The 26,132-nt window shown below is 68.7% G+C and carries 22 protein-coding genes and 1 pseudogene; 13 read left to right on the top strand and 10 right to left on the bottom strand.

Features of this window, described 5'->3' with window-relative positions; genetic code table 11:
- From ABT313_RS44225 to ABT313_RS44210, 4 genes are all read left to right on the top strand, one after another.
- A partial coding sequence (locus ABT313_RS44225; RefSeq protein ID WP_350867020.1) for a DUF433 domain-containing protein occupies positions 1 to 448 on the top strand: 448 nt, incomplete at its 5' end.
- Positions 449 to 465: 17 nt separating this feature from the next.
- Positions 466 to 900: a PIN-like domain-containing protein gene (locus ABT313_RS44220; RefSeq protein WP_350867018.1), complete on the top strand. Its 435-nt coding sequence runs from the start codon at positions 466 to 468 to the stop codon at positions 898 to 900.
- 142 nt (positions 901 to 1,042) lie between these two features.
- Complete coding sequence (gene mgrA, locus ABT313_RS44215; protein ID WP_350867016.1) at positions 1,043 to 2,077, top strand: L-glyceraldehyde 3-phosphate reductase; 1,035 nt, start codon at positions 1,043 to 1,045, stop codon at positions 2,075 to 2,077.
- 163 nt (positions 2,078 to 2,240) lie between these two features.
- Complete coding sequence (locus ABT313_RS44210; protein ID WP_350867014.1) at positions 2,241 to 2,891, top strand: hypothetical protein; 651 nt, start codon at positions 2,241 to 2,243, stop codon at positions 2,889 to 2,891.
- 245 nt (positions 2,892 to 3,136) lie between these two features.
- Here the strand turns inward: ABT313_RS44210 and ABT313_RS44205 are convergent, their stop codons facing one another.
- A complete protein-coding gene (locus ABT313_RS44205) occupies positions 3,137 to 4,102 on the bottom strand; it encodes a TAXI family TRAP transporter solute-binding subunit (protein ID WP_350867012.1) in 966 nt (321 codons plus the stop codon).
- Entirely contained in the window at positions 4,099 to 6,108 is a 2,010-nt protein-coding gene (locus ABT313_RS44200) for a TRAP transporter permease (RefSeq protein WP_350867010.1), read from the bottom strand. The genes ABT313_RS44205 and ABT313_RS44200 overlap by 4 nt, the downstream gene beginning before the upstream one ends.
- Before the next feature lie 118 nt (positions 6,109 to 6,226).
- Here ABT313_RS44200 and ABT313_RS44195 point away from each other — a divergent pair, with 118 nt between their 5' ends.
- On the top strand, positions 6,227 to 6,892 hold the full coding sequence (locus ABT313_RS44195) for a response regulator transcription factor (RefSeq protein ID WP_012918592.1): 666 nt from the start codon (positions 6,227 to 6,229) through the stop codon (positions 6,890 to 6,892).
- 36 nt (positions 6,893 to 6,928) lie between these two features.
- On the top strand, positions 6,929 to 8,272 hold the full coding sequence (locus ABT313_RS44190; protein WP_350867007.1) for a sensor histidine kinase: 1,344 nt from the start codon (positions 6,929 to 6,931) through the stop codon (positions 8,270 to 8,272).
- 3 nt (positions 8,273 to 8,275) lie between these two features.
- Here the strand turns inward: ABT313_RS44190 and ABT313_RS44185 are convergent, their stop codons facing one another.
- Entirely contained in the window at positions 8,276 to 9,316 is a 1,041-nt protein-coding gene (locus ABT313_RS44185) for a TAXI family TRAP transporter solute-binding subunit (protein WP_350867005.1), read from the bottom strand.
- Positions 9,317 to 9,516: 200 nt separating this feature from the next.
- Here ABT313_RS44185 and ABT313_RS44180 point away from each other — a divergent pair, with 200 nt between their 5' ends.
- Positions 9,517 to 12,528, top strand: a complete 3,012-nt coding sequence (locus ABT313_RS44180; protein WP_350867003.1) for an alpha-mannosidase — start codon at positions 9,517 to 9,519, stop codon at positions 12,526 to 12,528.
- Between the two features lie 259 nt (positions 12,529 to 12,787).
- Here ABT313_RS44180 and ABT313_RS44175 read toward each other — a convergent pair whose 3' ends face one another.
- Positions 12,788 to 13,621, bottom strand: coding sequence for an SGNH/GDSL hydrolase family protein (locus tag ABT313_RS44175; RefSeq protein ID WP_350867001.1), 834 nt, complete (start codon positions 13,619 to 13,621; stop codon positions 12,788 to 12,790).
- Positions 13,622 to 13,721: 100 nt separating this feature from the next.
- Between ABT313_RS44175 and ABT313_RS44780 the strand changes: the two are divergent.
- From ABT313_RS44780 to ABT313_RS44160, 3 genes and pseudogenes are all read left to right on the top strand, one after another.
- Positions 13,722 to 14,225, top strand: a pseudogene (locus ABT313_RS44780) (RsbRD N-terminal domain-containing protein); the annotation flags it as partial.
- 253 nt (positions 14,226 to 14,478) lie between these two features.
- A complete protein-coding gene (locus ABT313_RS44165) occupies positions 14,479 to 14,976 on the top strand; it encodes a helix-turn-helix domain-containing protein (RefSeq protein ID WP_350866998.1) in 498 nt (165 codons plus the stop codon).
- 14 nt (positions 14,977 to 14,990) lie between these two features.
- Positions 14,991 to 16,316, top strand: coding sequence for a cytochrome P450 (locus ABT313_RS44160; protein ID WP_350866996.1), 1,326 nt, complete (start codon positions 14,991 to 14,993; stop codon positions 16,314 to 16,316).
- 75 nt (positions 16,317 to 16,391) lie between these two features.
- On the opposite strand, the gene ABT313_RS44155 is transcribed toward ABT313_RS44160, so the two are convergent.
- A complete protein-coding gene (locus ABT313_RS44155) occupies positions 16,392 to 16,895 on the bottom strand; it encodes a DUF5709 domain-containing protein (RefSeq protein WP_350866994.1) in 504 nt (167 codons plus the stop codon).
- Positions 16,896 to 16,952: 57 nt separating this feature from the next.
- On the opposite strand from ABT313_RS44155, the gene ABT313_RS44150 reads away from it, so the two are divergent.
- Positions 16,953 to 18,107, top strand: a complete 1,155-nt coding sequence (locus ABT313_RS44150; RefSeq protein WP_350866992.1) for an FUSC family protein — start codon at positions 16,953 to 16,955, stop codon at positions 18,105 to 18,107.
- A 424-nt stretch (positions 18,108 to 18,531) separates the two neighbouring features.
- Here ABT313_RS44150 and ABT313_RS44145 read toward each other — a convergent pair whose 3' ends face one another.
- Both ABT313_RS44145 and ABT313_RS44140 read right to left on the bottom strand, forming a co-directional pair.
- Positions 18,532 to 18,975, bottom strand: coding sequence for an OsmC family protein (locus tag ABT313_RS44145; RefSeq protein ID WP_350866990.1), 444 nt, complete (start codon positions 18,973 to 18,975; stop codon positions 18,532 to 18,534).
- Positions 18,976 to 18,977: 2 nt separating this feature from the next.
- The gene (locus ABT313_RS44140) at positions 18,978 to 20,123 is read right to left on the bottom strand and encodes a phosphatidylinositol-specific phospholipase C1-like protein (RefSeq protein WP_350866988.1); all 1,146 of its coding nucleotides are present in this window, start codon (positions 20,121 to 20,123) and stop codon (positions 18,978 to 18,980) included.
- A gap of 92 nt (positions 20,124 to 20,215) precedes the next feature.
- On the opposite strand from ABT313_RS44140, the gene ABT313_RS44135 reads away from it, so the two are divergent.
- Positions 20,216 to 20,833: a TetR/AcrR family transcriptional regulator gene (locus tag ABT313_RS44135; RefSeq protein ID WP_350866987.1), complete on the top strand. Its 618-nt coding sequence runs from the start codon at positions 20,216 to 20,218 to the stop codon at positions 20,831 to 20,833.
- Between the two features lie 30 nt (positions 20,834 to 20,863).
- Here ABT313_RS44135 and ABT313_RS44130 read toward each other — a convergent pair whose 3' ends face one another.
- Together ABT313_RS44130 and ABT313_RS44125 are read right to left on the bottom strand one after the other, a co-directional pair.
- Complete coding sequence (locus ABT313_RS44130; protein ID WP_350866985.1) at positions 20,864 to 21,262, bottom strand: DUF3592 domain-containing protein; 399 nt, start codon at positions 21,260 to 21,262, stop codon at positions 20,864 to 20,866.
- Positions 21,263 to 21,457: 195 nt separating this feature from the next.
- Positions 21,458 to 23,320, bottom strand: a complete 1,863-nt coding sequence (locus ABT313_RS44125) for a DUF5107 domain-containing protein (RefSeq protein ID WP_350866983.1) — start codon at positions 23,318 to 23,320, stop codon at positions 21,458 to 21,460.
- Positions 23,321 to 23,356: 36 nt separating this feature from the next.
- On the opposite strand from ABT313_RS44125, the gene ABT313_RS44120 reads away from it, so the two are divergent.
- Entirely contained in the window at positions 23,357 to 25,012 is a 1,656-nt protein-coding gene (locus tag ABT313_RS44120; RefSeq protein WP_350866981.1) for an FAD-binding dehydrogenase, read from the top strand.
- Between the two features lie 102 nt (positions 25,013 to 25,114).
- Here ABT313_RS44120 and ABT313_RS44115 read toward each other — a convergent pair whose 3' ends face one another.
- A complete protein-coding gene (locus ABT313_RS44115; RefSeq protein WP_350866979.1) occupies positions 25,115 to 26,035 on the bottom strand; it encodes a serine protein kinase RIO in 921 nt (306 codons plus the stop codon).
- Between the last annotated feature and the right edge of the window lie 97 nt (positions 26,036 to 26,132).

Here is a 26,132-nt window from a genome sequence, read left to right as displayed (position 1 = left end):
GCCGCGGCTTCTTCTTGCCCATGGACTCCATGATGAACATCCTCCCGGAGCACAAGCTCCTGATCTCGGATGTCCGTCAAAACGGGGCAGGCCCACCCTGGTCCTGCGTGCGCAAGAGGAAGCAGGTCTGGCCCCCGAGTTCCAGGTGGTCAGCAGTGTCGACGACCAACTGATGCTCACCTATGCGGGCGGTGTGTTCCTGGAGCGAGTCGTCTGGGACGGCGACGTGGCTGCCGGCTGGAAGCCCCACAGCGCCGACTCGCCTGTCGAGATTCGCCCCGACGTGCGATTCGGTCGCCCGGCAGTTGCTGGTATCAGCACAGTCAGCATCTTCGACGAGGCGGACGAGGGCGCATCCGCCGACGAGATCGCTGCGGATTACGGAATCTCGGTCTCCGAGGTGCGGTGGGCGTTGTCGTACGAGGAGCAGCGCCACGCTGCCGCTTGATCCCGATCCGATCTGTCATGCGCGAATCTGTGATCCGCTACTACCTCGATGCCGACATCCTCGGGCTGGCCAAGGTCCTCTGTCCGCTGCGCAACGACGTGACATGCCCCGGCGATCCCGGAGCGGTCGTGCACAAGCGCGAGCGTCCGCCCTGCCTGATAGCCGACACTCGCACGCCTGACACCGCCTGGCTGCCGGTCGCTGCTGCCCAGGGCTGGCTCGTTATCTCTCGCGACCGCAACATCCGTGAGAACCAGGCCGAGCGCCGCGCCGTCCGCGAGAGCGGCGTCAAGATGGTCGCGCTCGCCGGCGACGATGCGAGAACCAGGTGGGGACAGCTCGAGGTCGTGATGACCCGTTGGCGGCGCATCGAAGCACTGGCCGACGAGCGCGGCCCGTTCATCTACCTCGCGAGCCGACACCGGATGACTCGGCTGGACCTCGGCGACTGACCCCACGCCAGTCGCGCGCGGCTTCCGCAGCCACCCCGTACCGGGAGGATCAAGAAGGTGGGGTTCTGGGTGTTAGTTGTGGGGTTTCTGCTTGAAAACAAGGGGTTTGCGATTGGTTGGGGATGGGGCAGACTGGTGTTTCGTGACTGATTATGTGGCGGCCGAAGGCCGGTATGACGACCAGATGAGTTACCGGCGGACCGGGCGGAGCGGGCTGCAGTTGCCGGCGATCTCGTTGGGGTTGTGGCACAACTTCGGCGACGACAAGCCGTTCGTGACGCAGCGCGACATCCTGCGGCGGGCGTTCGACCTCGGCGTCACGCACTTCGACCTGGCGAACAACTACGGCCCGCCGTACGGCTCGGCCGAGACCAACTTCGGGACGCACTTCGCGCGCGACTTCGCGAAGTACCGCGACGAGCTGATCCTCTCGACAAAGGCCGGGTACGACATGTGGCCGGGGCCGTACGGTCAGGGCGGCGGCTCGCGGAAGTACCTGCTCGCCTCGCTGGACCAGTCGCTGAGCCGGATGGGCCTCGACTACGTCGACATCTTCTACTCGCACCGGTTCGACCCCGACACCCCGCTCGAGGAGACGATGGGCGCGCTCGACGCGGCCGTCCGATCGGGCAAGGCGCTGTACGCCGGCATCTCGTCGTACTCCGCTGACCGTACTCGCGAGGCGGCCCGGATCCTGGGCGAAATGGGTACGCCGCTGCTGATCCACCAGCCGTCCTACTCCATGCTCAACCGCTGGATCGAGGAGGACCTGCTCGACGCCGTCGGTGAGCTCGGTGTCGGCGTGATCGCGTTCTCGCCGCTGGCACAGGGTGTGCTGACGAACCGCTACCTGGACGGCATCCCGTCGGACTCCCGCGCGGCGCAGGGCAAGTCGCTGAACCCGGACTCGCTGACCGAGGACACCCTCAAGCACGTCCGCGCCCTGGCCGAGATCGCCAAGGAGCGCGGCCAGTCCGTCGCCCAGCTGGCTCTCGCCTGGACGCTCCGCGACGACCGCGTCACCAGCGCGCTGATCGGCGCCTCCAGCGTCGCCCAGCTCGAGGACAGCCTGGCCACGGTCCGCAACCTCAAGTTCTCCCCGGAGGAGCTCGAGGCCATCGACGCCGACGCTGTCGAAGCCGGCATCAACCTCTGGAAGAAGAGCTCGGACGGCTGACCATCCCGCTGAACCACCCGCACCACCCGGACCGAAGCGCCCGCCGTACCCCTTGCGGCGGGCGCTTCTCCATTGCCGGATGGTTACGGAGCGAGGTGAGGTGGTTGCAGTCCAGCCAGGAAGGGCACACGCTGGAGTAGACCCCCCTCTGGAGGTGGTTGAGATGACCGCTTCGACGCTCGAATTGGCCCTGACCTACGAACACGCGAAGATTCGGGAGCTGGCCGAGCCGGCGCATCACCCGGATGCGGCCCACCCTGAGAACAGGCACCAGACGGACTGGTTCTACGCCATCGCCGCACAGCACCTGGCCGCGGCAGAAGACGTGCTCCTCCCGCACGTCCGGCGTCTCCCCGACGGCGCGGTGATGGTCACCAGGTACGTCGGCAACGCCAAGGAACTGGAGCGCTCGTTGCGCTTCCTCAAAGGACGGCAGTACGGCGACAGCCGCTTCCTGCACCTCCAGCACGACGACCTGTGGCAGCACATCGACCGGCTGCTCGGGCAGCACGAGCACATGGAGGCGACGTACAGCCGCCAGATCTGCGAGCAGCTCGACGGCGCGGATGTGAACACGCTGACCGAGGACCTGCTGGAGGCGGAGGAGGTCGCGCCGACCCGCGCGCACCCGGCCTCGCCCCACACCGGCATGGCCGGACGGCTGGCGCACCGGATGTGGCGGATGGCCGACAACGCGTGGGACAGCGCCGAGGGACGCGTGGTGCCGATCAAGTACCACGCCCACCCCAAGCGCGACTCCGCACTGTCGCACTACCTGTACGGCACACCGATACACGAACAGGAACCCCGCTAGACAAAAGGGTGACCGGGCCCACCCGGCGGATGCCTCCGCTGGATGGACCCGGTCTGCCGGCACTCACTGCGCCTGGTTGTGGGAGCCGGCGTCGGTCCCGCCGCCGCTGCGCCTGGTGTGCGGAGGCGGGCCCTGCGTCCTCCCCCGCTGCGCCTGGTGTGCGAGGGAGGACGGTCTCTGAGCTGGCCACCGGACCGGTCCGGACCCCAGAGGTCCGGTGCCCACCGGCGGTACCAGCAAAACCGTTATTTGAGTCCGTCGATCGCCTTCCTCGCACCGGGGTGCAGGGGCACCGGGTCGGTCTTCTCCGCGTTCTCGAGCGTGATGCCCTTCGCGGCCGCGTTCACCGCGACCAGCGCATCCATGTTGTCGTAGATGACCTTCGTCAACTGCTCGGCGAGCTCGTCCTTCATGTCCTTGCGGACCAGCAGCACGTTCGGCACGACGATCGTCGGTACGTCGGCCGCCTGCTTGTACGTCGCGGCCGGGATCGGTGCCTGGGTGTAGACCGAGCCGTACTTCTCCTGCATTTTCGGCAGCAGATCCGTGATCGGCAAGAGCTTCACACCCTTGCCCATACTCGTGGTCAGATCGGTGATCCCGCCGGTCGGCAGACCGCCGGACCAGACCAGTGCGTCGATCGAGCCCGACTTCATCGCGTCGACCGACTCCGGCAGCCCGAGCCGCTGGGCGGTGACGTCGTGCGCCGGATCCAGCCCGGCCGCCTCCAGCAGCCGGCGCGCGATCACCTCGGTCCCGGAGTTCGGCGAACCGGTCGAGACCCGTTTACCCTTCAGGTCCGCGATCGAGTTGACCCCGGCCGACGTCCGGACGGCGACCTGCGTGTAGTTGTTGTACAGCCGGGTCAGCGCGACCACATCCTGCTTGGACTTGAAGCTGTTCTCGCCCTTCACCGCGTCCGATGCCGAGTCACCCAGCGAGAAGGCGATGTCGTAGTTCCCCGCGACCAGGCCCTGGATGTTCTGCACCGAGGCACCGGTCTCACTGGCGGTCGCGCGGTAGCCCGACACCTTCGAGGAGATCACCGAGGCCAACGCGCCGCCGAGCTGGTAGTACACCCCCGTCGTGTTGCCGGTGGCAATCGTCAGTCGCCCGCCGCCGTCCGAGGACCCGGCAGGTTCACGCTGACCGCCGCAGGCAGCCAGCGAGACGACAACGGCAAGCGCCACGACGGTGGTGCGGAGTCTCATGAGGCAACGGTTCCTTCCGCGGAAGAGGCCTGGCGCTGCCGCCGGACCAGATTGATGACGACGGCAACAAGTAGCAAACAGATTCCGGCCGTGATGGTTACGGGCGCGAGGTACAGCAGCAACGCGGCTGCCGGTACGCAGACCGCCCGCTCGAGCCAGGTCGCCCGGACGAAGACCCAACCGCCGGTCACCACCGCCAGCGCCGCGACCGCGAGCATCGACACCAGCGTGGTCCACACCATCCCGATGAACGATCCCTGACCTAGCAGGTGCGCGCCGTTGTCGGTGAGCACGAACGCGAACGGCACCAGGAACGCCGGCAGCGTGTACTTCCACGCCTGCCACATCGTCGGCATCACCTTGCCGCCGGTGATCGCGGCCGTCGCCACCGCGGCCAGTGCGGTCGGCGGCGAGACCTCGGAGAGGACGGCGTAGTAGAAGATGAACATGTACGCCTCGGGCTGGGTCACGCCCAGGTTCACCAGCGCCGGCGAGATGATCACCGCCGCGATGATGAACGACGCGGTCACCGGCACCGCGAGCCCGAGGATCAGTACGGCGAACCCGGACAGCACCACGGTCAGGATCAGGACCGCGGTGTGGTTCGAGGTCAGCCCCCGCGCCGCGCTGACGATGATCTCGGCCAGGTTCAGCCCGAGCCCGGTCTGCGTGGTGACCGCGACGATCACGCCCGCGGTCGCACAGGTCGCCGCCACCGGCAGCACCGAACGGGTGCCCTGGGCAAGCGCTTTGAACAACGGCCGGCCGGTCAGCCGGTGCTCGCGATCCAGGAACGACAGCCCGAACTGGATGATCACCGCGTAGACGACAGCCTTGAACGGCGGTACGTCGACCGCCATGAACGCGATGATCACGAACAACGACAGGAAGTGGTACCCGAACCGCAGCAACAACCGCCAGGCCGAGTCCGAGGAGGTCTCCGCCGACGTCGTCCCGTGCTTGCGGGCGTCGATCTCGATCGCGAGCAGGATGCCCAGGTAGTACAGGATCGTCGGGATCACCGCGAACCCGAGAACCTTCAGGTACGACACCTGCAGGAACTCCGCGATGATGAACGCGGCCGCGCCCAGCGTCGGCGGTGACAGGATCGCGCCGATCCCGGACGCGGCGAGCATTCCGCCTGCCGGTTCGGGCGGGTAGCCGGCGCGGCGCAGGATCGGCCACGACACGGTCCCGAGCGACACGGCGGTCGCCGTACCGGAGCCGGACACGCTGCCGAGCAGGAAGCCCGCGAGGGTGACCGTTCGGCCCGGCGCCGTACGGCTGCGTTTGAAGGCTGCGAAGGACAGGTCGATGAAGAACTTGCCGGCGCCCGAGTAGTCGAGCACCGCGCCGTAGATCGTGAACAGCACGATGTACGACGCAGCCACACTCAAGGGCGTCCCGTAGAAACCCGCCGTACCCATCGTGAACTGGGCGATGATCGCGTCGAAGTTGAAGCCCTGGTGGGCCAGCGACCACGTGTAGGGCAGGTAGCCGCCGTAGTACGCGTAGGCGATGAACACCAGGCTGAAGACCGGCAACACCCAGCCAGTCGTACGACGGCACGCCTCGAGCAGCAGCAGAAGCAGCACCGCTCCGGCGATCACGTCCAACGCGGTCGGGGCCTGACGCCGCTCGAGGTACGCATCGAAGTCCAGCAGCGGATAGAGGCATACCGCCAGCGCGATGACCGCGAGGATCCAGTCCACGACACCCGGATCGTCATGCGTGCGAGTCCGGCCGGGAAGGCGGAAGCCGCGGTAACACAGCAGCGTGATCGGCAGAACCGCTGCGAGAAAGATCACCAAGTAGAACTGCGTGCCTTGTGGTAATGGGAAGAAGACCTGGGCGAGGACGCCGACGCTGACGATTGCGCACCAGACCGAAACAACCAGGTCCAGGGCAGGCCTGAGCCGCCGAGCGGGGCGTTCCTGCTCATACTCGGCCAGGTCTTCGTCGGAGGGCGTGGTGACGCTGCCCCCCGGATCAACACCGACAGTCATCGACTGGTTCCCTCCTGTGTCCGGAAGGCTAATGTTGCCGAACACTGGGTGGAGTCACGTGATTACGTCTTTACCAAGATCTGACACATCGGGGCGTGACCTGGCCTACGATCACCGCATGAGTGGCGCGGTCCGGATTCTGCTGGTCGAGGACGATCTCGATATCGCCAATGCCCTGATACCCGCTTTGCGGCGCTACGGCCTGATGGTCACGCACGTCCGCACCGCGGCCGACGCCCTGGCGGCGGACCCCGGCGACCTGGTCCTGCTGGACCTGGGGCTGCCGGACGGGGACGGCATCAACGTCTGCCGGCAGATCCGCACGGTGTCCGACGTGCCGGTGATCGCGGTGACGGCTCGCGGCGAGGCCGCCGACCGGGTCCGCGGCCTGCGCAGCGGCGCCGACGACTACGTGGTCAAACCGTTCGCGATTTCCGAACTGCTGGCCCGCATCGATGCTGTACTACGTCGTACCGGTCTCTTGCAGCCCCGCCCCCGGGTGACCGTCGGCGACCTGACCGTGGATATCGAGGCCCGCACGGTTCAGGTGGCGGACAAGCCCATCAGCCTGACCCGCAAGGAGTTCGACGTGCTAGCAGTGCTGGCCGCTCACCACGGCCGGGTTGTCCCCCGTGAACAGGTAGCTCTGTACGCCTGGCAGTCGGTCTTCGAGGCGTCCTCGCGGACCATGGACGTCCACGTCGCCAGCCTGCGCGCGAAGCTCGGCAGGCCGGAACTCGTGCAAACCATCCGCGGCGTCGGCTACCGCCTGGGTTCGGACTGACCGTTGCGCCGTCGACTATTGCAGTCCCTCGTCCCGATGGTGGTCGCCCTGGCCATCGTCGCCGTCATCCCGCTGGCGAACTTCATCGCCACGAGTACGTCGCGCACGCTGTTCCTGTCCCGGAGCAACGACGCGGACTGGTTCGCCACCATGGCGGAGTCCCCGCTGCAGACCGGTGACATCGCCAACCTGCGTGAGCTCGCGGTCCGGTACCAGGAGCTGTACAACACGCCGGTCTTCGTGGTCGACGTCGACTCACGCGTCATCGCGACCTCCGTGTCAGGTGTGGACGTGAAGGAGCCGGACATCGCGACCGCGCTGCACAGCACGCTGGCCGGCCGGCTGCCACCCGAGCCGCCCGCGCTGTGGCCGTGGCGCTCCGGCGAGATGATCGTGTCCCGTCCGGTCGTCAACAACGGCAGCGTCCTCGGTGCAGCCGTACTGCGGGTGCCGACCGAGAACGCCCGCGACCAGGTCCAGCGCGGGCTGCTGCTTCTCCTCGGCGGCCTGCTGATCAGCATCGGCGCGATCATCGTCGGTATCGTCCGGCCGATCACCCGCTGGGTGCTCCGGCCGCTGCAGGACCTCGACAACGCGACCCACCAGATCACCCGCGGCGCGCTCGACACCCGGGTGTCGACCGACGGCCGTGCACCCGAGCTACGCCGCCTCGGCGACAGCTTCAACTCGATGGCGCTGAGCCTGCACCAGGCCCGTCAGCGTGAGCGGGAGTTCGTCGCGGACGCGTCACACCAGCTGCGTACGCCGCTGACGTCTGCCCGGATCCACATCGAGGGCCTGTCCCGGCTGTCGCCGACCGCCCGGTTCGCGCTCAGCGACATCGACCGGCTCGGCCGGATCGTCCAGCGGCTGTCCCGCCTGGCCGGCTCGGACCGCCCCTCGGCAGCCGATGCCGAGGGCAACGACGAGGCACTGGACCTGGCCCAGGCGGTGAAGGAACGACTCGTCGGCTGGAAGGCCGTGTACGCCGCCGACGATCTGGAGCTGATCGTCGGGGAGATGGTCCCGGGCGGAGTCGCGCCCGAGCTCGAGGTCGACGACATCCTCGACGTACTGCTCGACAACGCGTCCAAGTACGGCGCCCCGCCGGTGGAGGTCTCGGTCACCCGGGACGGCACCGAGGTCGTGATGTCGGTCCGCGACCACGGCCTCGGACTGGGCTCACGCGACCTGAAGAAGGTCGGCGAGCGGTTCTGGCGCAGCGCGCACCACCGGGAGATGCCCGGCACCGGTCTCGGGCTGGCGATCGTCCGCTCCGAGGCGGCCCGGGTCGGCGGCCGGGTGGTCGCCCGCCCGCCGATCGGCGGCGGCCTCGTGATCGAGGTCCGCGTCCCGCTGATCGACGACTACGACATGTAGGCGTCAGATGTGATTCTGCCGGTACCAGCGTTCGGCGGCGGGGTGTAGCGGTACCGGCATGGTGGAGATGGCCGAGCGCGGGTCGAGCGCGCCGGCCTCCGGGTGGTCCTTGATCAGGTCGTTCTGGCGGCGGAACAGCGTGTTGACCGTCCACCACGCCCACGAGTCGGACAGCCCCGGCTTCGCGATCAGGTAGTTCGGGACCGCCAGCGTCTGCACCGAACTCGCCAGCCCGTACTGCGACGGCGGGATCGACGACACGACGAAGCCGCCGAACTCCTTCAACGCGATCGTCTGGGCCACCTTGGTGATGTCCAGCAGCCGGAAGCCGAGCGTGCTCTGCAGCTTCGCGATCGGCACCGTCGGTACGCCGCCGCTCCAGATGAACGCGTCGATCGAGCCCCGGGTGGCGTCGCCTTTCGGGGTCAGCGCCGCGACCGACTGCTCCAGTGTCATGTTGACCCGCGTCACATCGACCTTCGCCTCGTCGAGGATCATGTCGGCGACGATCTGGGTCCCGGAGTTCTTCGGCCCGATGCTGACAACCATCTTCCGCGCGTGCGGGTCGTCCTTGGGCGGGTTGAGGTCCGTCAGCTCCTTGGCCTTCGAGGCCATCGGGACGACGATGTGGACGTAGTTGTCGTACACCCGGGCGAGTGCGCTGAACCGCAGCGGGCCCTTGCTGAACTCATCGGTGCCCTCGTACGCCGCGAGCGCCGAGTCCGACGTACAAAAACCGAGGTCGGCGACGCGGGTCGCGACCTTGACCAAGTTGTCGACCGACCCGTTGCTCGGCAGCGGCTTCAGCTCCATGCCGGTGACTTCGCTCACCAGGCCGCACAGCGCCGCACCGAAGACGTTGTAGACGCCGCCGGGGTTGCCGGTGACGAAGGTCCCGGCCGCGGCGGGCGCAGGCTCGTCCGCCCGGCCGCGGGAGCAGCCGGGCACCAGCAGGGCCGACGCGGCCGCGGCTCCGAAGCCGAGAACACTGCGTCTCGTCATCCCAGTCGGCCGGGCAGGGGTCAGCAGGCGGGGGCGATCCATGCAGACAACCTAGACAACAACCGGGCCTCGGGGGTAGCCGTGCCGGTGGCCGCAACCGAACCGCTACCGACAGGTAAGCCTGGATGCCGTCTGGATACCGTGGCCAAACTGCGTCTGGACGGGCCAGGGGTAGGTGTGACAGCGTTGTCATCCGTGCGGCCGTGGCGGCCGCGTGAGGATCTTCCCCGGAGGCTGATTTCGTGCACGACGACCGTCAACTCATCGAGGAGCGGCTCAGGCGCGCCCTGCGGGAGCGGCTCCGCCCCGCGATCTACGGCGCGGCGGTCCCGCTGGACATCGAGGTGTGGCACGCACCCGGTGAGCCCGTGTCCCCCGCCGAGGCGCTGGCGCAGACCTACGAGAAGGCCGAGATCGGCCTGCCGTGGGGTCCGGCCTGGGGCACCGCGTGGTTCAAGTTCAGCGGCCAGGTCCCGGCCGAATGGGCCGGCAGCGAGATCGAGGCGGTCATCGACCTCGGCTTCAGCGGCGGCCCGGGCTTCTCCGCCGAGGGCCTGGTGCACACCACCTCCGGCAAGCCACTGAAGGGCCTGCACCCGCGGCAGACCTACGCCCCGCTGTCGATCCTCGGCCCGGACGGTACGGCGGCATCCGCCGGCGACCGGGTCGAGTTCTATGTCGAGGGCGCCGCGAACCCGGAGATCCCGCTCGACAACGCCTACGCGAAGGTCGACATCGGCGCCAAGCTCGGCGACCACCCGATCTACCAGCTCGCCCGCGCCGACCTGGCCGTGTTCAACGCCGAGGTGTGGGACCTGATCCTTGACCTCGAGGCACTCGACAGCCTGCAGAAGGAGCTGTCCGCCCAGGAGCCGCGCCGCCGCGAGATCCTGCGCGCCCTCAGCCGTTCGCTCGACGCGCTCGACTACGAGAACGTCGCCGGCACCGCCGCGGACGCGCGCGCCCAACTGACCGACGTACTGAGCCGTCCGGCGCACGCCAGCGCGCACCAGCTGTCCGCGGTCGGGCACGCGCACATCGACTCCGCGTGGCTGTGGCCACTGCGGGAGACCCGGCGCAAGGTCGCCCGTACGGTCTCCAACGTCGCCACCCTCGCCGAGGAGTACCCGGAGCTCGTCTTCGCGTTCTCGCAGGCCCAGCAGCACGCCTGGGTGAAGGACAACTACCCGGAGGTCTGGGAGCGGCTGAAGAAGGCCGTTGCCGAAGGCACCATCGTCCCGGTCGGCGGTATGTGGGTCGAGTCCGACACCAACCTGCCCGGCAGCGAGGCGCTGGCCCGGCAGTTCGTGCACGGCAAGAAGTTCTTCCTGGACGAGTACGGGATCGACACCCAGGAGGTCTGGCTGCCGGACTCGTTCGGCTACACCGCGGCGCTGCCGCAGCTGGTGAAGCTGTCCGGCTCGAAGTGGTTCCTGACCCAGAAGATCTCCTGGAACAAGGAGAACAAGTTCCCGCACCACACCTTCTGGTGGGAGGGCCTGGACGGGACGCGGGTGTTCACCCACTTCCCGCCGATCGACACGTACAACTCCGACCTGTCCGGTCGTGAGCTGGCGCACGCGCAGCGGAACTTCCAGGAGAACGGCGCCGCGACCCGCTCGCTGGTTCCGTTCGGGTACGGCGACGGCGGTGGCGGCCCCACCCGTGAGTTCGTCGCGACCGCTCGCCGGGTCAAGGACCTGGAGTCCTCGCCGAAGGTGACGATCGAGTCCCCGACCGAGTTCTTCACGGCGGCCGAGGAGGAGTACCGCGAGCACGCTCCGGTCTGGTCCGGTGAGCTCTACCTGGAGATCCACCGCGCGACGTACACCTCGCAGGCCAAGACCAAGCAGGGCAACCGGCGGACCGAGCACCTGCTCCGCGAGGCCGAGCTGTGGAGCACAGCGGCTGTTGTCGCGGGCAAGCTCGACACGTACCCGTACGAAGACCTGGACCGGCTGTGGAAGATCGCGCTGCTGCACCAGTTCCACGACATCCTGCCGGGCTCGTCGATCTCCTGGGTGCACCGCGAGGCCGAGCGGACCTACGCGAAGATCGCCGACGAGCTGGACGCGATCATCTCCCGTGCGCAGCAGGCACTGGCCGGCGAGGGTGACGAGCTGATCGTCTTCAACGCCGCGCCGCACGGCCGCCACGGCGTCGCCGGTCTCGGCGCGGGTGTCGCCACCACCGCGGGCCAGGCGGTCACGGTCGAGAACGGCGTGATCGACAACGGTCTGATCCGGGTGACGATCGACGAGCGCGGCCTGATCACCTCGCTGTACGACGTCGAGGCGGACCGCGAGGTCATCGCACCGGGTGCCGTGGGCAACCTTCTCCAGCTGCACGTGGACACGCCGAACCACTGGGACGCGTGGGACGTCGACTCGTTCTACAAGAACAACGTCCGCGACGTCACCGAGGTCGACAGCGTCGACTTCAGCACCGATGACGACGAGGCCGTCGTCGTCGTGACGCGCTCGTTCGGCCGGTCCACGGTCACCCAGACGCTGCGGGTTCGCCCGGGTGCCAAGCGGGTCGACATCGAGACCGAGATGGACTGGCACGAGACGGAGAAGTTCCTCAAGGCGGCGTACCCGGTCGACGTCCACGCGGACCGGTCGGCGTCGGAGACGCAGTTCGGGCACATCTTCCGGCCGACCCACCAGAACACCTCGTGGGACGCGGCGAAGTTCGAGATCGCGGCGCACCGTTGGGTGCACGTCGGCGAACCCGGGTACGGCGTTGCCGTGGTCAACGACTCGACGTACGGCCACGACATCAACCGGACCGCGCGCGAGGACGGCGGTACGACGACCACGATCCGGACGTCGCTGATCCGCGCACCGCGGTTCCCCGACCCGCAGACCGACCAGGGCGTGCACGTGGTGAACCACGCGCTGGTCGTCGGCGCGGGCATCCCGGAGGCGATCGAGGAGGGGTACGCGATCAACCTCCCCGAGCGCGTCGTCAGCGGCACCGACGGCGTCGAGCCGATCGTTGCCCTGGACAACGGCAACGTCATCGTCGAGGCGGTCAAGCTCGCCGACGACCAGTCCGGCGACGTGATCGTCCGCCTGTACGAGTCCACCGGCGGCCGCTCCCGCGCCACCATCACCCCGTCCTTCCAGGCGGCAACGGCCACCGAGGTAGACCTCCTCGAACGCCACCTCGCCGACCGCGACCTGACCAGCAACGGAGTCTCCCTGGACCTCCGCCCCTTCCAAATCCTCACCCTCCGCTTCACCCGCTAACCCCACCCCCGGGAGCCCTCCCTCCCCAACCCGCGCCCGGCCCCGCTCCGCGGAGCCGGGCGCTGGTGGTTGTAAACAAGCAGTCGCCCCGGGTCCAGGCGGGGCGCGAGTGGGGCCGGGCCGGCGCGGGTGGGGCCGGCGCGGGTGGCGCTAGCACCGGCAGCTTTCCCGCGGGCACCGGCGCACCAGGCACCGGGGCACGCCGCCTCTCGTCCCCCCGCCCGGCGCCGCGCAGCGGCGTCGGGCGGGGGGTTTGTGGTTACTGGGCCGCTGCGGTGACCAGTTGGCCGAAGGCTGCCATGCCCTTCGCGCTCGGGTGGAGTGGGGCGGCGGCTGAGGTTGGGATCAAACCCTCGAGCCAGCGGCTGGCAACTGGTGCGCAGGCGTCGTGGCCGATGCTGGGGGTGCGGAGGTCGACGTACATCGCTCCGTGGGCGGCGGCTTGGGTTGCGAGCATGGTGTTGAGGTGGTCGATGGTTGCCTGGAGGTAGTTGGCATCGACCGGCCAGACGGGGATGACGGGGTAGCAGCCGTTCGGGCGGATGTAGGTGCCGTAGCCGGTGACGAGGATGCGGGCGTTCGGGGCCAGTTGGTGAATCCGGTCGAGCGCCTGGCCGAAGGGCGCCGCGGTCGCCGCGATGCGGGCCGCGAGTTGGTCCTGGCCGCCGGCTGTGAAGCGGTCCTTGCACGAGGTCCCGGCGGGTGGTGGGAGCAGGTTGATACAGCTCAGCGCCGCAGCCACCAGCCCGGTGTCGTTCCCCCCGATGGCGACCGTCACCAAGTCGGTCGTCGGCCCGAGAGCGTCGTACTGCGGTGCCTCGAACCCGAACTGTTTCCCGCTGAAGTCAGGGATGACCGCACCCGAGCAGGTCACGTCCTTCAGCTGCGCACCGAGCAACCCGGCCGCGACATGCGGATAGTTCGCCCCGGACCGCAGGCACGGTACGTCGACCTGCGGCGGGATCAGCGGCCCAGCAGCAGACGAGTCGCCGAGCGCGACGTACTCGAGCGGCCCGTCGGCCCGCGCCACCACCGGACCGCTCAGGAGCCCGGCCACCAGCACCCCGACCGCCAACAGACTCGTTCGCCTCATCGCCATCACCCTTCGTCGCCGATCGTTCACTACCCTTGGGTAGTAATGTTCGACCCCAAAGCGCCCGCCGGTCGCTAGGGCGAGACCCAGACTTCGAGGGGTGATCGTTGTGACGGATCACAACGAGCTGCGCTCCGGCGGCGTACCCGTCCACGAGATCCTGCGCACCGACCTCACCCGCCTGGTCGATGACGTACTGCGCCGGCTGGTCGCCGACATCCCGCTCTACGCGCAACTGCCCGACGAGGAACTGCAGGGCGACATCCGCCGCATCACCGAGCGGACGCTGCGCGCGTTCGCCGAGACGTTCCGCACCGGCGTCGTACCGACCGGCGAGGCCCTCGACCCGCTGCGCGAGTCCGCGACCCGGCGCGCCGAGGAGGGCGTGCCGCTGGAGGCCCTGCTCGCGGCGTACCACCTGGGCGGCAGGGTCTGTGCGGATCACGTCGCGAAGAGGTTCCGACCGGACGAACTGCAGGACGCGATCGCGCTCAACCGGCTGATCCTCGACTTCCTCCAGCGGGTGACCGCGGTCGTCTCGGCCAGCTACTTCGAGGAGCGGCAGTCGATCGTCGGCGAGGACCAGGCGAGCCGGCAGTCCGTCTTCGCGGCGCTGCTCGGCGGCCGCGCGGTCGACGAGTCCGCCGGCCCGCGGCTGCCGACGAGGTACGTCGTACTCGGCCTGGCGGCAGGTCCCCACCCGGACGAACGCCGGCCCGGCGTCGACAGCGAGATTGTTGCCCGCCGCAAGCTCCGACGGATCCGCGTCGAACTGGACCGTATCCCGGGCAGCATGTCCGGCTTGAGTCCGGACGGCGGAATCGCCCTCCTCCCGGCGCCGACCGGCCTGGACCCCGATGCGGCGTCGCGGGCAGCCGGCCAGCCGTCGGCGGTCGACTTCACTGGGCTCCGGGAGAGGCTCTGCCGGGCCGCCGGGGTCGACGTCACCCTGGCCGCAACGGCCTGCTCCCCGCGCGACGTTCCCGCGGGAGTCGCGCTCGTACGCGATCTGCTCGACGTCGTCCGCGTCCACGGCAGACCGCCCGGCGTCTACGAGCTCGACGACCTCCTGCTCGAATACCAGCTCGGCCGCCCAGGCCCGGCACGCGATCGCCTGGCGGAGATTCACCCCACTGGCCGACCGAGCCGACCTGATGACAACCCTCAGGTCGTACCTCGGCAACGCGCGCAACCGCCGCCAGACAGCCGCCGACCTGCACGTCCACGCGAACACTGTCGACTACCGTCTCCGCCAGGTCGGCAGGCTGACCGGGCTCGATCCGGTCCAGGACGACCAGCTGCCGCGGATCGTCGCAGCCCTTGTCGCGTTCGATGCCCGGCGTTCACCCGCCTGACGTAGCGTGAAGATATGGCTCCGACACCCTTGCTCGGTTCCCGGACTCTCGACCGGCAGACGGCCCGCACGCTGCCGCCAGGTCCGAAGCTCCCGACGCTCGTGCAGACCGTGTTGTTCGCGAGTCACCGCCGGACGTTCTTCCCGCGGATGCGGGCGAAGTACGGCGACGTGTTCACTATCCGCCTGGTGCCGTCGAGCCGGGTCTGCGTCGTATTGAGCCGGCCGGATCACATCCGCGAGGTGTTCGGCAGCCCGCCCGCAGTGATGCACGCCGGCGAAGGCAACACGGTGCTCGAGCCGATCATGGGCTCGCACTCGTTGCTGCTGCTCGATGACGAGGACCACGTCCGGATGCGCAAGCAGCTGATGCCCGCGTTCTCCGGTGCGGCACTGCGCGGGTACGCCGGGATGGTGCACGAGCTCGCCCAGGCCGAGGTCGCGAAATGGCCGGTGGGCACGCCGTTCAAGGTGCACCAACGGATGCGGAACCTGACGCTCGAGATCATCCTGCAGGTGATCTTCGGCGTGACCGACATCGACCGGCTGAACACCCTGCGCCCGCTGATGGACAAGATCGTCTCGGTGTCGCCGGTGATCATGCTCGGCGGTTTCTACCCGCCGCTGCTCCGGGTCCGGCCGTGGAAGACGTACCTCGACACCCAGCGCAAGGTCGACGAGATCCTCTACGACGAGATCGCCAAACGCCGCGAGACGTTTGCCGGACGCAACGACGTACTCTCGCGACTGCTTGCCGCGGGCAACTGGTCGGACGTCGAGCTGCGGGATCAGCTGGTGACGTTGCTGCTGGCCGGTCACGAGACGACGGCGACCGCGATGGCCTGGGCGTTCCACGAGCTCGCACGGCGGCCGGAGGACCTTGCGTTCGGGCAGCGGGCCGCGGATGCCGGCGCGGACGACGAACTGGAGGCGATGGTCAAGGAGGCGCTGCGGGTGCATCCCGTGGTGTACCAGGTCGGCCGCCGCCTCACCGAGACGACCGACGTCGCCGGCTACCGCCTGCCCCGCGGTACGACGATCATGGCCGCGATCGGCCTGGTCCATCGGGACGCGGAGCATTTCCCGATGCCGCAGGAGTTCCGCCCGCAGCGGTTCCTGTCCGACGACCCGCCTGCGCCGGGGACCTGGATGCCCTTCGGCGGCGGCGCCCGGCGCTGCATCGGCGCCGGCTTCTCGCTGATGGAAGGCACCGAGATTCTCCGGGCAGCCCTCAGCGCCTACAACTTCCAAGCCCCGCACCCCGAGCCCGAACGGCCCCAGGCGAAGAACGTCACCCTGGTCCCTCGCCACGGCTCGGTGGTCAGCGTCACCCGCCGCTAGCTCGCCGGCTGGTTATGTGGTCGATGGCGCCCTCTACGACGTCACCGGTTGAACAACCGGCCAGCGAGCGGCAGCTCAGTCCTCGGGGTCGGTGACGTCGCCCAGGTCGACGTCGTCGTAGCTCTCGAGGTCTTCCTCGTCGTCGTCCTCGAGCTCGAAGTTGTCCTCGTCGTCGACGAGGTGGACCGCGGCCTCCTCGGCTCCGGCGGCGCCGCCGTCGATGCCGACGTCCTCGGCGAAGAGCTCGTCGTCATCGTCGGAGTGCGCACCCTCGTCGGAGGAGACCAGGCGGCCGGAGCGGACCACGCCGACCTCCGGCCCGCCGACGTCCTCGCCGTCCTCGGCGTACGGGTCGGTGTCCGGGACCTCCTGGCTGAGCCGCTGGTCCAGCGACTCGCCCTGCAGCGCCTCGTCGGCGGTCGTACCGAAACCTTCGCCCGCGGACCACTTCTCCGGCGGCGAGTACCCCTCGTCGAGCAGATCGTCGACGCCCCGGTCGTTCAGGGTGTCCTCTGCCTGCAGCTGATCCTCGTCATCGACGCTGTAGCTGCCGTAGTCCTCACGGTTGTTGTCACTCATGGGGCAACCTTGGCGCGTCGCAAGCCATGGAATCAAGCTCGACGCAGAATGGGGCAGGTGGATCCGGTCAGGCTGACGTTGGACCAGCTGCGGGAGCTGCGCGACGACATCGCGCCGCAGGCCGCCCGGAGGTCGCGCGCGTCGGTCCGGCGCCGGATCGAACGCTGGCAGAGCCGGTCCTTCTTCATCGCCCAGTGCGCGCTCGCCGCCGGGGTCGCGTGGACGCTGGGCCGATACGTCCTCGGCCACAAGGCGCCGTTCTTCGCGCCGGTCGCGGCGATGGTGTGCCTCGGCTTCAGCTTCGGTCAGCGGCTGCGGCGGGTGGCCGAGGTGATGGTCGGCGTGGCGGTCGGGGTCGGGGTCGGCGACCTGTTCGTGCGCGTGTTCGGCACTGGTGTGGTGCAGATCGTGTTCGTGATCGCGCTCGCGATGACCGTCGCCGTACTGCTCGGCGCCGGGACGCTGATGACCACACAGGCCGGTGTCCAGGCCGCGATCGTCACCACCCTGCTGCCGAACCCGGGCGCCGGTTTCAGTCGCTGGCTCGACGCGGTCCTCGGCGGCCTGGTCGCGCTGGCGGCCGCCACGATCGCACCGGCTGCCGCGATCAGGCGTCCGCGGCAGCAAGCCTCCGGCGTACTGAGCGAGCTGGCCGAGATCCTGATCGAGACCGCCGACGGTCTCCGCTCGCGCGACGAGGAGGCGGTCACCGACGCGCTCCGCCGTGCCCGGGCGAGCGAGTCCCGGCTCGACGACCTGCGCAGCGCCGCCGACGAGGGTGTCGCGGTCGTCCGGCTGTCGCCGTTCCGCCGCCGGCATCGCGGGCGGGTCCAGGAGATCGCCGACCTCGTCGTACCGCTCGATCGCGCGATCCGGAACATCCGGGTCCTGGTACGGCGCTGCGCCGTGTCGGTCTGGCGGGACGAGGCGATGCCCGCGGAGTACCCGATGCTGCTCGAGCGTCTCGCCGACGGCACCCGGCTGATCGGCGAGTCACTGTTCGAGCCGGCCGCCGATGTCGCCGCCCACCGCGTGCTGGGCGAGCTCGGCCGCCGTACCGCGGTGATGCCGCTGCCGGTCGGCCTGTCCGCGGTCGTCGTCCTGGGTCAGCTGCGGTCCACGATCATCGACCTGCTCGAGCTGACCGGCACGTCGTACGACGACGCCCGCAAACTCGTCCCGCTACGCCTGGACGGGCTCGACGAGAAGTAGCTGACCCCGCACGTGGTCCAGGTCACATCCGGAATTCCCGTCATACCTGCGCACCGCACGCGTCTCACTGGCATGACGATCCACCGACTGATGACCACGATGGCCAACGAGCAGGTCCGTGAGCTCGAGGACCTGCTGGCGGTCGACAACCAGACCACAGACGACCGGAGCGACGCCGCCGCCGAGCAGTAAGGCGCGAACCGGACGAACGGGTCCCGGCGGCGCGCCGGACGGTCCTGCCCACCGAGCTGGACCGCACGGAAGTCGCACCAACGCAGAGGCGCCCAGTGCGAGGCGCCGCCGGATCCGTTACCGGTGCACCGCCACAGAGGTGCACCCAAAACCACCCGCCGACCATCCTGACGCCGCTTGCGCGAGGCTCAGGCCGGTCCGGCGGGTGGTTTTTGTCTGCTGTCCAGAGACCTCAGATGGCCACGGTGATCTCGGTGGTTACCGAGTTGGCGATGAAGCATTCCTGGTGGGAGAGGTGGTGGATCTTCTTGATCGTCTCGGCGTCGGGCTCGTCGCCGGCCCAGACGATCTTCGGGTGGAGTGTCACCTGGGTGATCGCCAGCCGGCCTTCGGCGTTCGGCGCCATCACGCCGACCGCGTGGTCGTCGTACGCGTCGACAACCAGCCGCTTGCGGGCCGCGATCGACAGGAAGGTCAGCATGTGACAGGACGACAGCGCCGCCACGAACGCCTCCTCCGGGTCGACCGGGCCCGGGTTGCCCAGGTACTTCGGGTTCGCCGAACCGGGCACCGTGATGCCGCCGTCGAAGCGCCACTCATGGTCGCGGTTGTAGCTGTCGTAGGCGAAGTCGTACTCGCCAAGGCTCCAGCTCACATCGACCACGTGCTCCGACATGTTCATCCCTCCGAAACAGCCGCTTTCGCGGACGTCGTCACAGGGTTGCATCGTACGGGAGTGTGCCCCGGCAGCTTCGCGACGAAGTCGCTGTCGTAGCGGGCCGCCATACCGGCCACCGGGAAGTCCGTGGTCACCCACTGCGCGCCGCTGTCGAGCGCGATCCCGAGCCGGGTGTAGTCCTTGTCGCGGATCGTCGCCATCGGCTCGTCGGACCGGGTCCGGACCAGGTACCCCTTGCGGACCAGCCGCTGGATCTCGGCCTGGCCCGTACCGCGCGGGTCGTTGACCTCGGTGACCGCGGCGTCCGGCGCACCCTCCGGTCCACGCGTGAAGACCGCCCGGCCCTCCAGGTTCGGCTTGCCGGCGGTGTAGGTGTCGCGGATCGCCCCCGGTCCGCCGTTGTCGAAGTAGAACATCACCTGGCCGCGGACGTCCTTCAGCTTCGGCCAGCCCTTGGTCAGCACCGACTGCTCGAGCGTCAGGCCGGGCTTGCGTACGTCGTCCGGCGTGAGGATCTCGTTCTCCTTGAAGACCGAGCGGATCTCGGTGTCGACGCTGTCCAGGTTGGCCGCGTCCCACGGCGGCGCGACGACGCCGCCGGCTGCGACCACCTGCGGGTCGGACTGCTTCAGCTCGAGGTTGATCGCGATCGGCACGTGGCTCGGGTGCGCGTCGGACCAGGTCTTCACCTGCTGCAGGCACAGCACGAACGTGTCGCAGTTGGTGTTGTAGTCGAAGTCCGGGATGTGCATGACCTTGATCCCGGGCTTGGCCATCGCCGGGTCGGTCAGCGGTCCCTGGCCGGTCAGCTTCCGGATCAGCGGGTACGTGTAGAGACCGCCGGCAGGGTCCGGGAACAGGTCCAGCTCGAGCGAGCGGACGTTCTGGTCCTCCAGTTGCTGGGAGATCGGGGCGTGTGAGTACCAGAGGTCGACCGAGCCGGCGTTCTGCTGCTGCTGGACCTTCTGCTCGTTCGGGCTGAGCTCCCGGTGGTACGAGTTGTGCGACCCGACCACCTGCATCTGGTTCAGCCGCAGGCTGTCGCCGCCGTGCGAGTCGTGCTTGGCGACCGTCGTACCGGCGACCCCGGACGCGGCAAGTGCCACCGAGGCCAGGCCGGCCACCGCGGTTCTGCTGATGCGCATGCGAAAACGTCCCCTCCGTCGACTGCGATTGAGGGCAATCTGTCACAGGAAGGTGGCAACGTTGTCCCCCCGGAAGATGGACAATGAGCGACATGGTGACTTCGGGGGCGTATCCGCTCCGCCGTACGCCGACCCAGGACCGCGCCAGCCGGCAGGTCGAGCGGATCCTGGACGCGGCCTGCGCCGAGGTGGTCGAGCGCGGGTACGACGCGGCGTCGACGAGCGGGATCGCGAAACGGGCCGAGATCGCGGTCGGCAGCGTGTACCGGTACTTCCCGGACAAGCGCAGCCTGATCCAGGCGATCGAGCGGCGGAACCAGGCGCGCTACACCGAAGCGGTCAGCGAGCGGCTGGCCGACGTGACCAGCTGGCGGGCGGCGGTCGACGTCACGCTGGACACGTTCCGGGAGATGCACCGGACCGATCCGGGGTTCAGGGCGGTCGTGCTCAGCGGGCTCGGCGATCCGGAACTGGAGTCGAAGCCGGGTGAGTTCGACGATCAGCACGCCGGTGAGTTCGCGGAGCTGCTCGCGGCGCGGTTCGGCGCGCGGGACTCGCGGGACTTCCGCCTGGCCGTCACGCTCAGCATCGCGATGGGCGAGTCGCTGGCTCATCTGGCGGACCGGTTGTCCGCGGACGAGGCGGAGTACGTGCTGGATCGGGGCCGGCCGGTGCTGTACGACCTGCTCGCCCCTCATCTGCCTGCTTGAGCCGGGGGGTGGCTCAAGCAGGACGAACGGTCAGGCCGCCCGGGCCGCGGTGGGCAACCCCAGCGCCGGCCAGTGGCTGACCCGGCCGGCCAGACGGGCCCGGCGCGGAGTCCGGACGTCGTACGCGACGATCACCCGGTCATCCTTGGCGTAAGTAATCCTGCTCCCGACCGGGAACTTGCGGGCGACCTCGTACGGTCCCTCACCCCGGCGGGTGTAGTACTCGACGATGACCTCGGTGTAGACGGCCGGGGCACCGCTCTCCAGTTGGCCGCGGACCGGGCCACGCACCCGGATCACTCGTCCCGCGGTCTTCTCTTCGGTACTGCTGGGTTCGTTCCGCCGGATTCCGGCCAGAACGTCGGTCACGATGAAGGCTGCAACCACCAGCACCAGGCCGAACCCACCTAGTACAACGATCGTCAACATGGCACTCACCCCCGACGCGCCGCCCGCGAGCGACGCGGTCGTTGTTGTCGTTCCTGCCTCGCGCGGCCCTTGCCGCACACCGGTGAGACGCCACCGGATTCCACTTGGTTCCAGGTAAGTACAAATTCTTTTCTACAGCATCATGGTAGAGCCCGGTGGAGCGGTGTTGCTAGAGGTAGAGTTGACCTGAAGTTGTCAGATTCCGCCCATTCCGAACTGGTACTGCGGCGGTACGGGCCGCGCTGTGCCGAGTGCCTGTTCGGCCGCGACCCAGTAGTCGGTGAGCGGATTCGCCCCTTCACGGACCGTTGCGAGCTGGATACCCGCGGCCAGTAGGTCGTGTGCTGCGGCCGGATCGCCGGTCTCCAGGGCATGCCGGACGCGCAGGAGCTGGATCCGGGGGTCGTCCGGTGCGTGCTCGAGCAGCCGCTCCGCCCGTACGACGTCGGAGTCGAGGGCGGCCGCTACCGCCTCAACCACCAACGGAACCAAGCCAGGCAGCAATTCAACGGCTTGTTCGTAGTACGACAGATCGCCCGTCACCAGCCCGAGGTTGCGCAGCGCCCAGGCGTTCTCGCCGGACCGCTTCCAGGCCTCGATCGCGCCGTCGACGTCACCGTAGTAGTGCCGCGCGACTCCTCTGTGGTACCAGACGAGCCAGTTCTCCCTGGCCGCCTCCAGCAGTTCCCGCCACGCCACCAACGTCCCATCCGGTACGGCGCCGACCGCCGGCATGCGCCCTTCGAGCAGGGGCAACCACGCCCGTTCCCGGGCGGTCATCGTGTCGTCGTCGAACGGTGTACCTGGCGACACCGCCCATCCGGTCCGGGCCAGCTCCAACGCGCCCCACCCCGATCCAACTGCGAGCCGTTCTACCGGAACACCGTCCACAACACCCAGCCACGCGGCCTCGCGGTCCCCCAGCCCATCCAGCAGATCCGTCAAGGCAGCAGCGCCCGCTGACCGGGCTGCCTGCCATTCCTCGGAGTGCGCAGCACCGGCGTCCATCGCGAGACGCCCGTACGCCTCCATCCAGTGCCACTCGGTCCGCGCGGGCAGCTTCAAGTGCTCCATCTGGGTCCGCGCGAGCCCCGCCTGAATCTCGGCGTACCCGTCGCCCTCGAGACCGGGCGACAGCCATTCCTGCCACCGCCGCCCGCCATCGCCTTGTCCCCAGACGAACAGCTTCCGTCCCTGCAGCCGCTCGGTCGACGCCTGCACGAGGCCGGCACCCGAGCCGTCGACCGACGCGATCCACGAGCGTTCCTCGGCCATCGGCTCGAAGAAGTAGTCAACCGCCCGCGGATGCCGCATCGGATAGGTGAGGTCGGTCTCGACGTCGATCAGGTCGAGCCGGCTTCCGTACCCGAACCGCCACGCCTGGTCGGCCGGCACCAGCACCCGGCTGTCCGGGGTCTGCGCGACCGCGATATTCGACCACCAGTACGCCGGGACCTCGACGTCGGACGGGTTCTGCAACCGGACGCCGACGTACAGGAACTCGGAGTCGGCCGGCAGCCAGAAGTCGAGCTGGGTGACGAGGTTGCGGGTCCGCTCGAGCTCCCAGAGGCGGAGGATCGGCGTACCGTCCGGGCCTTCGACGCGGGCGGCGTGCATCGGCGCGCAGGTGCCGGTCCAGTGGCCGGTGCTGCCGACGTTCCACTCGACGCCGCCGGCGAACCAGGCGTTGCGCAGCGCAAGGTTCGCGGGCTGGAACACCGGGTTGCGGTAGAGCAGCTCCTGATCGGTGGCCTTGTGGACGATCGAGTGCAGCCGTCCGCCGAGGCTCGGGAGGACCGTCGCGCGCAGGTGGCCGTTCTCGAGCACGAGCGCCGGGAGCGAGGTCTCGACCAGAGTCCGGTCGTATCCGTCCTGGTTCAGGCACGGGAGCGGGCTGTGCAGCCGCCCGTACTCGATGTTCTCCCGCAGCTCGTCCGGCAGGTCGGCGATGTTCTCCACCTGGTGCGGTTCGCGCTGCGTCCGGAGCGGCGCCAGCGGGTTCTCCGAACCGAGCGAAGCTGCAGGAAGTACGAGGTTTTGCGCAGAAAGGATCGTCACTGCCACATCTTCGCAAGTGCGCTATACATGGTCGACATGGACGCTGATGTGATCGTGGTCGGAGCGGGGTTGGCGGGGCTGGCTGCGACTGCGGAGCTGGCCGATGCGGGGCGGAAAGTGTTGCTGCTCGACCAGGAGCCCGAGGCTTCGCTGGGTGGGCAGGCGTTCTGGTCGTTCGGCGGTCTGCTGTTCGTCGACTCCCCGGAGCAGCGGCGGATGGGCATCAAGGACTCCCGCGACCTCGCGATGCAGGACTGGCTCGGCTCGGCCGGGTTCGACCGGCTGGACGACGAGGACAAGTGGGCGCGGCAGTGGGCCGAGGCGTACGTCGACTGGGCCGCCGGCGAGAAGCGTCCATGGCTGCACGGGCAAGGCGTGCGGTTCTTCCCCGTCGTCGGGTGGGCCGAGCGCGGCGGGTACAACGCGGACGGCCACGGGAACTCGGTGCCGCGTTTCCACATCACGTGGGGTACGGGTCCCGGGCTGGTCGCGCCGTTCGAGCGGCGGGTGCGGGAAGCGGTCGCGAAGGGGCTGGTCGAGTTCCGGTTCCGGCATCGGGTGGACGAGCTGATTGTCACCGCCGGGGTCGTCGACGGTGTCGCGGGCAAGCTGCTCGAGCCCAGCGACGTACCGCGTGGGGTGTCGAGCTCGCGGGTCGAGGTCGGCGACTTCCAGCTGTCGGCGCAGGCGGTGATCGTGACGTCCGGCGGCATCGGCGGCAACCACGACCTGGTTCGCTCACAGTGGCCGAAGCGGATGGGCGAGCCGCCGAAGCGGATGATCAGCGGAGTGCCGGCGCACGTCGACGGGCGGATGCTCGGCATCACCGAGAAGGCCGGCGGCCGGTACGTGAACCGCGACCGGATGTGGCACTACACCGAAGGCATCCAGAACTGGGACCCGATCTGGCCGCAGCACGGCATCCGGATCCTGCCGGGGCCGTCGTCGCTCTGGTTCGATGCCACCGGCAAGCGACTGCCGGTGCCGCTGTTCCCCGGCTTCGACACCCTCGGCACGCTCGAACACATCATGACGACCGGGTACGACTACACCTGGTTCGTGCTCACGCAGAAGATCATCGAGAAGGAGTTCGCCCTCTCCGGCCAGGAGCAGAACCCGGACCTGACCGGCAAGGACATCAAGGGCGTCCTCGGCCGGGCCCGTGGCGGGGCGACCGCGCCGGTGCAGGCGTTCATGGACAACGGCGCCGATTTCGTTGTCCGTAGCAACCTTCCCGACCTGGTCCGCGGGATGAACGACCTGACCGGCGAGAACCTGATCAACCTCGACGACCTCGAGCGGCAGATCGTCGCCCGGGACCGCGAGCTGACCAACACGTTCACCAAGGACCTGCAGGTGACCGCGCTGCGCGGCGCCCGCAACTACCGCGGCGACAAACTGATCCGGGTCGCGTCACCGCACCGGATCCTCGATCCCAAGGCCGGCCCGCTGATCGCCGTACGGCTGAACATCCTGACCCGCAAGTCCCTCGGCGGCCTGCAGACCGACCTGGATTCGCGCGTACTGCGCGACGACGGCACGCCACTCCCCGGTGTCTATGCCGCCGGGGAGGTCGCGGGCTTCGGCGGCGGCGGCATCCACGGCTACCGCTCGCTCGAAGGCACCTTCGTCGGCGGCTGCCTCTTCACCGGCCGCACGGCCGGACGAGCCGCCGCCAAAGCGGTCTCGTAAAGGTCGTCTCCTGTGCGGGTGTTGGATACATGCGGAACCGCGCCATGCCGTATACCCAATCAGAGAGGACCGACATCCCCGGCCCTACAGAAGAATGTGCCTCTAAAACACCATCGTGAGCAGGTCGGCGAACAGCTCCTGGTCGTCGATCTCCAGCCCGCGGTTGGTGAACCATGTCGCCATGTTGTGGCAGTCGCGCAGCAGGAAGTCCATACCCTTGGGGTTGCCGACGATGTCGACCACCTGCGGCAGGTCGATCATCACGATCCGCTCCCCCTGGGCGAGGACGTTGTACGGCGAGAGGTCGCCGTGGGCCAGCCCGGCCCGGGCCAGCTCACGCATCCCGTCGCGGAGCTGCTCGAAGTACTGACCGAGCAGTTGTTTCGACGGCCGGACCTGGGCGAGCCGTGGCGCGGCCCCGCCCTCACCGTCGTCGATGAACTCCATCAGCAGCTCGATGCCGTCGATCTGGACCGGGTACGGCACCGGGACGCCGGCCTTCCACAACCGGTTCAGCGCGTCCCACTCGGCGTACGCCCAGTGGCCGGCCGCGACGCTGCGGCCGTGCGCGGTCTTCTTCTGCATGGCGCGACTGTCACGGCTGTTGCGGGTCCGCCGGCCCTCGACGTACGACGTGCTGCGGTGGAAGGACCGGTGCTCCTCGGTGCGGTACCGCTTCGCGGCCAGCAGCGAGGAGCGCGCCGGGTTGTCGCCGATGGCTTCGACGGCCCGTTCGATCAGGAAGACGTCTGCTTCCTTGCCGGTTTTGAGGACGCCGAGCTCGGTGTCGATCGCAGCCTGTTCCGTCACAACCCACGAGGGGCGTGGTTCCGGGCCGCGAGAACCGCGCTCGACGTCCAGCCAGGTGGACCACCGCTGATCCGGACCGAGCTGCTCGTCGACCGAGTGGAACTTGAAGACGAAAGCGTCAGCCGGATCTGGTTCGGACTCGTCGCCGGTGAGTTCGGACCAGCGGGAGTCGAAGTCGGGAAAATCAGAGGTGAGTTCGTACTCTGCAGACAACTGGGGTGCTCCTGAACCTAGAAGTGGAACTGATGCGGACATGCCGCAGCACAGTGATGGCCATCCGTCAGCCCTCCTTAGGTCCAGGCAGCGTTCG

Source organism: Kribbella sp. NPDC000426 (genome assembly GCF_040300265.1).
In the GTDB taxonomy this organism is placed as follows: Bacteria; Actinomycetota; Actinomycetes; order Propionibacteriales; family Kribbellaceae; genus Kribbella.
This window is presented reverse-complemented; position numbering and strand designations above follow the sequence as displayed.